This is a genomic window from Accumulibacter sp. (genome assembly GCF_032229525.1).
Taxonomy (GTDB): domain Bacteria; phylum Pseudomonadota; class Gammaproteobacteria; order Burkholderiales; family Rhodocyclaceae; genus Accumulibacter.
Genome location: NZ_JAVTWB010000153.1, coordinates 1 through 7,703, shown reverse-complemented (window position 1 = coordinate 7,703; position 7,703 = coordinate 1). Strand labels below are relative to the sequence as shown.

At 65.3% G+C, this 7,703-nt stretch carries 7 protein-coding genes; all 7 read right to left on the bottom strand.

The window, feature by feature from the left end; genetic code table 11:
• Positions 1–263 precede the first annotated feature (263 nt).
• The 7 genes from RUW20_RS11750 to RUW20_RS11720 are packed head-to-tail and all read right to left on the bottom strand — an operon-like array spanning position 264 to position 7,350.
• Positions 264–1,187, bottom strand: a complete 924-nt coding sequence (locus RUW20_RS11750) for a 4-deoxy-4-formamido-L-arabinose-phosphoundecaprenol deformylase (RefSeq protein ID WP_313952410.1) — start codon at positions 1,185–1,187, stop codon at positions 264–266.
• A 5-nt stretch (positions 1,188–1,192) separates the two neighbouring features.
• Entirely contained in the window at positions 1,193–2,236 is a 1,044-nt protein-coding gene (locus tag RUW20_RS11745; protein WP_313952409.1) for a bifunctional UDP-4-keto-pentose/UDP-xylose synthase, read from the bottom strand.
• Between the two features lie 5 nt (positions 2,237–2,241).
• On the bottom strand, positions 2,242–3,174 hold the full coding sequence (locus RUW20_RS11740; protein WP_313952408.1) for a formyltransferase: 933 nt from the start codon (positions 3,172–3,174) through the stop codon (positions 2,242–2,244).
• Positions 3,171–4,109 carry a glycosyltransferase gene (locus RUW20_RS11735; RefSeq protein ID WP_313952407.1) on the bottom strand — a complete coding sequence of 313 codons (939 nt, stop codon included), beginning with the start codon at positions 4,107–4,109 and terminating at the stop codon, positions 3,171–3,173. The genes RUW20_RS11740 and RUW20_RS11735 overlap by 4 nt, the downstream gene beginning before the upstream one ends.
• Positions 4,110–4,119: 10 nt before the next feature.
• A complete protein-coding gene (locus RUW20_RS11730; RefSeq protein ID WP_313952406.1) occupies positions 4,120–5,235 on the bottom strand; it encodes a DegT/DnrJ/EryC1/StrS aminotransferase family protein in 1,116 nt (371 codons plus the stop codon).
• On the bottom strand, positions 5,232–5,603 hold the full coding sequence (locus RUW20_RS11725; protein ID WP_313952404.1) for an SMR family transporter: 372 nt from the start codon (positions 5,601–5,603) through the stop codon (positions 5,232–5,234). The genes RUW20_RS11730 and RUW20_RS11725 overlap by 4 nt, the downstream gene beginning before the upstream one ends.
• Position 5,604: 1 nt before the next feature.
• The gene (locus tag RUW20_RS11720; protein WP_313952403.1) at positions 5,605–7,350 is read right to left on the bottom strand and encodes a glycosyltransferase family 39 protein; all 1,746 of its coding nucleotides are present in this window, start codon (positions 7,348–7,350) and stop codon (positions 5,605–5,607) included.
• Positions 7,351–7,703 lie beyond the last annotated feature (353 nt).

The window sequence follows — 7,703 nt, the reverse complement described above, 5'->3', positions numbered from 1 at the left end:
GCCCAGGCCAGGGCCGACACCGCTGCCTGTTGACAAGCCCAAACCGCCGCCAGCGCAACCCTTTGACCCGTGGGAGAAGAAGTTCGACCAACAGGGGCTGCGCTTTTACGATTCCCAAGCGCAGCCAGGACGAGGCGGCGGTCGTTAATTGGCGCAGCGGGCCCGGGTTGTCTTCTTTGAACGCGCGCCGTCAGCTGCTGTTGCAGTTGCCATGGGGGGGCCTTCTGGCGACCGGCGAGTCGTAGGCGATCCGCGCAGCACGCTCAGGCCGAAACCTTACGCAGGAACTCCCCGCCCTGCACCAGCAGCTCTCCCGAGCGGCCGGGTACGCTTCCCCAGAGGATTTCGTGGCGTGGCAGCCTGTCGGGATCGAGGCCGGCGCGGACCTGGCGCAGGGTGCTCAGCGTGTAGCCCTGCTCCTGCCAGCCGAGCAGAAGCTTTTCGAGTACCGGCAGCAGCTTCATTCCTTCGAGTTCGGCGTGCAGGGTGAACACGTGGCCGCTGGCCGGCGCCTCGCGGGTCAGCGCCAGCAGGTGTTCGTGCACGTTGTCTTCGTTCAGGCCATCGATGCCGATCAGTTCGTCGAGGGTGGGCAGGGTGGTGGGGAGCTGCGGGCAGGTGACGATTTCGGCGTTCCACACCGGGATGAAGGGGTGGCTGCCGCGGCAGTCGGAGGCGTGGCTGAAGTCGAGGCGCTGGGTCAGGCGCAGGGCCTGCGCGTTCATCTGCCAGCCGGCGGCGCCGTGGACCGTCGCCGGCTCACCGAAGATCTCCTGGTAGCGCTTGCCGGCCAGTTCCATTTCACGATCGGTCCAGCGCACGTTGGCGTGGCGAACGCCGTCCTGCCAGCGGATATGGTCCCAGCAGTGGATGCCGGTTTCGAAGCCGGCGTCGCCAACGGCGCGCAGGATGCCGGCGCAGCGGCGGCCGATGTCCGGGCCGGGCAGCAGGGTGCCGTACATCAGCGTCTTGAAACCGTAGTGCGAAACCACCGAGGTTCGGGACACTTTCTGCATGAAGCCGCGCCGGAAGGCGCGCTTGATGGCGCGGCCGGTGTGGTCCGGGCCGAGCGAAAAGAGAAAGGTGGCGTTGGCGCGGTGCCGGCGCAGCAGGTCTACCAGACGCGGCACGCCGATCAGCGTGCCGCGGTAGGTGTCGACGTCGATCTTGAGGACCAGCGAGGGCATCGCCCTCAGTCCATCAGCTGGCGCGCGGCAGCGACGTCGCTGCGGTAGGCCTCGAAGATGCCGCGCAGGGCGTCTTCGAAATTGACTTTCGGCTGCCAGTCCAGGTCGGCCATGGTGTTGGTGATCTTGGGTACGCGATGCAGGGTGTCCTGGTAGCCCTTGCCGTAGTACTCGGCAGAGGTGGTTTCGAGCACTTTGACCTTGGCCGCGGATTCGGCGTATTCCGGGTAGTGGGCGGCCAGATCCAGCATCAGGGTGGCCAGTTCGCGAATCGAGTAGTTGTTCTTGGGATTGCCGATGTTGTAGATCTTGTTGTCGGCAACGCCATCCTTGTTGTCGATGATCTTCATCAGCGCGTCGATGCCGTCGCTGACGTAGGTGAACGAACGCTTCTGGGTGCCGCCGTCGACCAGCTTGATCGGTTCGCCGCGGACGATGTGGCCGAGGAACTGGGTGATTACCCGCGACGAACCTTCCTTGGGGGTGTGGATCGAGTCCAGGCCGGGGCCGATCCAGTTGAACGGGCGGAACAGGGTGTATTGCAGTCCCTCCTGCTGGCCGTAGGCGTGGATCACCCGGTCCATCATTTGCTTGGCGCAGGCGTAGATCCAGCGTGGCTTGTTGATCGGGCCGTAGATCAGCGGTGAGCTTTCGGGATCGAATTCCGGGTCCTGGCTCATGCCGTAAACCTCGGAGGTCGACGGGAAAACCACCCGCTTCTTGTACTTGACCGCCTGCCGGATGATCGGCAGATTGGCCTCGAAGTCGAGTTCGAAGACACGCAGGGGCTCGGTGACGTAGGTCGCCGGGGTAGCGATGGCGACCAGCGGCAGGATCACGTCGCATTTGCGCACGTGATACTCGATCCACTCCTTGCTGATCATCAGGTCGCCTTCGAAGAAATGAAAGCGCGGATTCGCCATCAGGTCGCTTACGCGTTCGCTGCTGAGGTCCATGCCGTGGACCTCCCAGTCGGTGGTGGCCAGGATGCGTTGCGAGAGGTGGTGGCCGATGAAGCCGTTGACGCCGAGGATGAGGATTTTTTTCATGAGGATCAGACCAGAGGAACAGGATTTTGGCCCAGTCGGGCAGGCAAGGCGGCGGGGGCAACGGCCTCGCCGTCCACTTCAAGCGACAGAATGTGCAGCACGCCGCCGTCACCGCAGCGGGCGAACAGCCGGCCGCCTTCGGTATACAGCTCGGGATGTCCGGGAGCTTCGCTCCCGCCGGCCCGGGAAAGGCTGCGGGTGATGACGATGCGCTGCCCGCCGAGGACGAAGAAGGCGCCCGGGTAGGGCGGCGCGACGGCACGGATCAGGTTGTGCACCACGGCCGCTGGCTGGCTCCAGTCAATGCGGCCGTCTTCGGCCTTGCGGCCGCCAAAATAACTGCCGGCCGCCAGGTCGGCTGGCACATGCGCTGCGCTGCCAGCGAGCAGCGCTGGCAAGACCTGGTCCAGCGCCAGTTCGGCAGCCAGGGTCACTTTGGCGAAGACCTCACCGGCGGTGTCGTCGGGCAGGATCGGTACCGCCTGCTGGGCGACGATCTCGCCGGCATCGGGTTTTTCCACCATCCGGTGCAGGGTCGCGCCGGTTTCTCGCTCGCCGTGGATCAGCGCCCAGTTCACCGGCACCCGCCCGCGGTACTTCGGCAGCAGCGAACCGTGCATGTTGTAGCCGCCCCTCGCCGGGATGGCCAGCAGCGCCGGTTGGAGCATCTGTCGGTAATAGAAGGAGAAGAAGAAATCGGGCCGCAGCGCTTGCAGCCGGGCGACAAACTCCGCCCTGTTCGGATCCTCCGGCATGGCCACCGGGATGTCGTAGTCGCGAGCGAGATCGGCGACCCGCTCGAACCAGATGTTTTCCGCCGGGTTATCCTCGTGCGTCACCACCAGCGCCACGTCGACGCCGTGCGCCAGCAACACGCGCAGGCAGCGGGCGCCGACGTTGTGGTAGGCGAAGACGACCGCCTTCGGCGCGGCAATCACTCCTGGTGTTCCAGCACCGCGTCAATCACGTAGCGCGGGCGCAGACGGACCTGCTGGTAGACCCGGCCGACGTATTCGCCAAGCAGGCCGATGCCGAACAGGGCCAGGCCGATCAGGAAGAACATCAGCGCGAAGAGGGTGAACAGCCCCTCGGCCTCGGGGCCGACGATCAGGCGGCGAATGATCAGCAGCACGAACAGTGCGGCCGAGCCCAGCGAAACGAGAATGCCGAGCATCGAGAACCACTGCAACGGTACCAGCGAGAAGCCGGTCATCAGGTCGAAGTTGAGGCGGATCAGGCTGTAGATCGAATACTTCGATTCGCCGGCGGCCCGCTCCTCGTGCTCGACCATCACCTCCGCCGGGTTGCGGGCGAAGGTGTAGGCCAGCGCCGGAATGAAGGTGCTGACTTCCTTGCACGAGTTGATGGTGTTGACGACGTTGCGCGAATAGGCGCGCAGCATGTTGCCCTGATCGGTGATGCGGATACGGGTAATCTTCTCGCGCAGGTGGTTCATCGCCTTCGACGCGATGCTGCGAAAGGCGTTGTCGTGGCGCTTGCGGCGGATGCTGCCGACATAGTCGTGGCCTTCGTGCATCTTGGCGATCACCTTGCCGATCTCCTCGGGCGGGTTCTGCAGGTCGGCGTCGAGGGTGACGATGATCTGGCCACGGGCGTGTTCGAAGCCGGCCATGATCGCCATGTGCTGGCCGGCGTTGGCGGCCAGCAGGATGGCGCGGGTGACGTCGGGGCGCTTCTCGAACTGCTCGCGGAGCAGTGCCGCCGAGCGGTCACGGCTGCCATCGTTGATGAAGATCACCTCGTAAGGGGTGTTCAGTTGGTCGAGCGCCGGGTAGAGGCGCGCGAAAAGCGGTGGCAGGCCGTCCTCCTCGTTGTAGACCGGGATGACGACGGAGATTTCAGGGCTGATCATGGTCGATGGCTCAAGGCTTGAGAACGCGGGTCAGGGCGGTGGCGACGCGATCGACGTCGGCGTCGTTCATCGCCGGAAAGAGCGGCAGTGTAACGGTTCTCGCGCCGACACTCTCGGCGTGCGGGAACTGACCGGCCGTGAAACCGAGACCGCGGTAGAGGGTGAACAGGTGCAGCGCCGGGTAATGGACACCGACGCCGATACCCTGATCCCGCATCGCCGCGATGAAAGCACCACGATCGGTGCCGGCGGGCAGCAACGGCTGGAACATGTGCCAGTTGCAGTTGGTGAAGTCCTGCGCTGGCAGTTCGAGGTTCAGCGCCGGGTCCAGGATGGCGAAGTAGCGCCGCGCCAGGGCGCGGCGCCGTTCGGTGAACTCATGCAGATGCCTGAGTTGCCCCAGGCCCACCGCGGCAGCGACGTCGGTGAGGTTGAACTTGCCGCCGAGCACGTCCACGTCCATGCCGCCGTCGGCGAAGCGTCGGAAGCCTTGCAGCCGATACCGTTCGCAGAGGCCCGGGTCGACGTCCGCCGGCAGCACCAGTGCGCCCCCTTCGCAGGTGGTGAGGTTCTTGTTGGCATGGAAACTGAAGGAAACGAAGTCGCCGCTGCTGCCGATCGCCTGGCCGTTCCACGACGCGCCGAAGGACTGCGCGGCGTCCTCGACCACCCGCAAGTGGTGGCGCTTGGCGAGCGCGTAGAGACGGTCGCGGTCCACCGGCAGGCCGGCGAGGTCGACCGGGATCAGTGCTTTCGTGCGCGGCGTGATGGCGCCTTCGATACGCGCGAGGTCGATGTTTCTTGTGATCGGATCAATGTCCACCAGAACCGGTGTGGCGCCGACTTCGAGGATCACGTTGGCGGTCGCCACCCAGGTCAGCGGCGTCGTGATCACTTCGTCGCCAGCGCCGACCCCGGCCAGCCGTAAGGCCACCTCGAGGGTCGCGGTGCCGGAGTTGAAGGCGCGCACCGGACGGCCGCCGCAGATTTCCGACAGCGCGGCTTCGAAGGCCAGTACCTTGGGGCCGCTGGTGATCCAGCCCGAGCGCAACACCTCGGCGACCGAGGCGATGGTCTCCTCGTCGATCGACGGACGGGTAAATGGTAGCAGCAGCGGGGCGCTCATGAGTTGGCCACCAGGACCACGCCAATGATGATGAAGCCGATGCCCAGCATTTTCTGCAGCACCAGGATCTCGCCGAACCAGTAGTGCGCGATCACCGCGTTGACCACATAGCCGATCGACAGCATCGGGTAGGCAATGCTCACCGGCACGCGCGACAGGGCCAGGATCCAGATCACCACGCTGACCACATAGCAGGCCAGGCCACCAATGATCGACGGCTGTGCGGCCACCTTCATGGCGATCGGGATCACGTTGCCGAGCGAGAAGTCGAAGTGGCCGATGGCATTGGTGCCGGCCTTGAGCAGCAGTTGTGCGCCGGCGTTGAGCAGCACACCGGTGAGGACCAGGGCGAAAGCGATAGCAGTCATGTCAGTTCGGGGTTCCGTCGCAGGCCCGGCCGGGAGCCGCGCCGGTGGATGAAGAGGCGGGCAGGCCGGGCGTGGCGGAACAGTCTCCGCTCTTGCCCATCGCCTGTGGGGCAGGGGAGGTGTCTGGTTTCTCGACCATCACGTAGCGGCGGTCACGGGCGATTTCGGTCATCGGTACGCCTTCGGCGAGCAGTTTTTCGAAAACATCGATCACCATCACGGCGTAGGCCTGACGATCGTCGTGCCAGCGCAGCTTGAACTCCTCGATGGTCGGGATCCATTTCTGCGGCTCCTGGTCAATGCCGAAGGATAGCTCGTTCTCGGTCGCGACCATGGTCAGCGTGCGCTGGATATAGAAGGGCAGCGTCTGTTCGTAATAGTCCACGCTGTAGAAGGGCCGGCCGGGCTTGAGGCGGGGCAGCGCCTGCGCCGCCAGGCTTCTGGCCGAACTGAAGGTCGACAGGTGGTCGTGGCCGAGCAGGCCGGCGCTGGTGCTCAGGACGCCGCCGATGGCGAGGACGGTGGCGGCAGCCGCATGGCGGTGCTTCCAGACCAGGAACATGGCTGCCAGAACGCTGGCCAGCGATACGGCGGCAGCGCCGAGCAGCCAGTCGCGCACGCCCTGCAGCATTGCCAGCGAATAGGACTGGCCCGCCATGCTCAACACGCGCGGAGCCAGGGCCAGTGCCGCGGCCGCCAGCACGGCCAGAAGTGCCAGGTGGAGGAGCCAGGCGCGGCGTGAGAGCGCGGCGATATGCTGGCCGCCGAGCAGGGCCAGGGCCGGGAAGATCGGCAGGATGTAGGGCGCCATCTTCGAGCCCGAGACGCTGAAAAACGCGAAGGTGGCGACGATCCAGAGCAGCAGGAAGCGCTCCGGACTGAAGCTGCCGGCAGCGTGCCGGCCCCAGGATTTGAGCAGGGTGTGCACCAGGAGCAGCGTCCACGGCAGCGCACCCAGCGCGTAAACCGCAAAAAAATACCAGCCTGGCTCGTCGCGGCGGTGCACCGTCGACAGAAATCGGTCGAAATGCTCGTGGATGAAGAAGAACTGCGGGAACTCCGGGTTGGCCAGCGAAACGGCGACGAACCAGGGCGCGGCGATGACCAGAAACAGTGCCAACCCGGCCAGCGGCGACAAGCGCTTCCACGGTGACAGGTCGCGGTTGAGCAGCGTGTAACCGACCAACGTGGCGCCGACCAGCACCAGCGCCACCAGCCCCTTGGAGAGCACCGCCAGCGCCAGCCCTGCCCAGGCCAGCAGCATCCAGCGGCGGCTCTCGCTGCGCTCGCCCTGTTGCGCAAAGAGGAAGCCGGTCCACGCCACCTGCAGAAAGAACGACAGCCCCATGTCCAGCGTGATCAGGTGGCCGAGAACGACGAACAGCAGCGAACTGGCCAGGATCGCTGCCGCCAGGTGGCCCGCTGTCGCGCCCCACAGCCGGCGCCCGGTCCACCACACCAGCAGAATGCTGAGGAAACCGGTCAGCGCCGGCCACAGCCGGGCGGTCCATTCGCCGATGCCGAACAGCGTGTAACCGGTCGCCGTCGCCCAGTATTGCAGGGCGGGCTTTTCGAAATACTTGAAATCGTTGAGGCGAGGGGTCACCCAGTCGCCGCTGGCGACCATTTCGCGCGGGATTTCGGCGTAACGGCCCTCGTCTGGCCGCACCAGCGCGCGCTGGTCGAGCGTGCCAAACCAGACGGCGGCGAGCGCGATCCAGAGGATCCAGATCAGGCGCCTGCTCATCCGTTATTCGGCACGCAGGATGGGCGTTTCGCGATGAGCGGCAAACGGGCAATGCGCGCAGCCGCAGCCGCTGAGGGGGCGTAGTGTCATCGGTGCGGGACTGTGTGTTGCGAGAGGAAGGGGAAGAAAAACTGCGTCCTGTGCCATCGGGCGGAATTATACACTTTCGCCAACGCCGTCCCGATGCCTGGAAGCGGCGGCGAGGTCGCCGCAGGCCCGCATGTCGCCAGGCTACGGACGACAACACTCGCTATCGACAGGCTTCGAGATGGGACTTCAGGAGGGCTTTCCGGATCGGGGCCTGTGGTGCCTGGTGAACTCTTGCGGAAGCCGTCGATGGTGGTTTTTTCTGG

Coding starts and splice junctions, on each gene's coding strand:
- RUW20_RS11735 (WP_313952407.1), bottom strand. CDS start 4,109: ATGATCAGCCCTGAAATCTCCGTCGTCATCCCGGTCTACAACGAGGAG.
- RUW20_RS11730 (WP_313952406.1), bottom strand. CDS start 5,235: ATGAGCGCCCCGCTGCTGCTACCATTTACCCGTCCGTCGATCGACGAG.
- RUW20_RS11720 (WP_313952403.1), bottom strand. CDS start 7,350: ATGAGCAGGCGCCTGATCTGGATCCTCTGGATCGCGCTCGCCGCCGTC.
- RUW20_RS11725 (WP_313952404.1), bottom strand. CDS start 5,603: ATGACTGCTATCGCTTTCGCCCTGGTCCTCACCGGTGTGCTGCTCAAC.
- RUW20_RS11750 (WP_313952410.1), bottom strand. CDS start 1,187: ATGCCCTCGCTGGTCCTCAAGATCGACGTCGACACCTACCGCGGCACG.
- RUW20_RS11745 (WP_313952409.1), bottom strand. CDS start 2,236: ATGAAAAAAATCCTCATCCTCGGCGTCAACGGCTTCATCGGCCACCAC.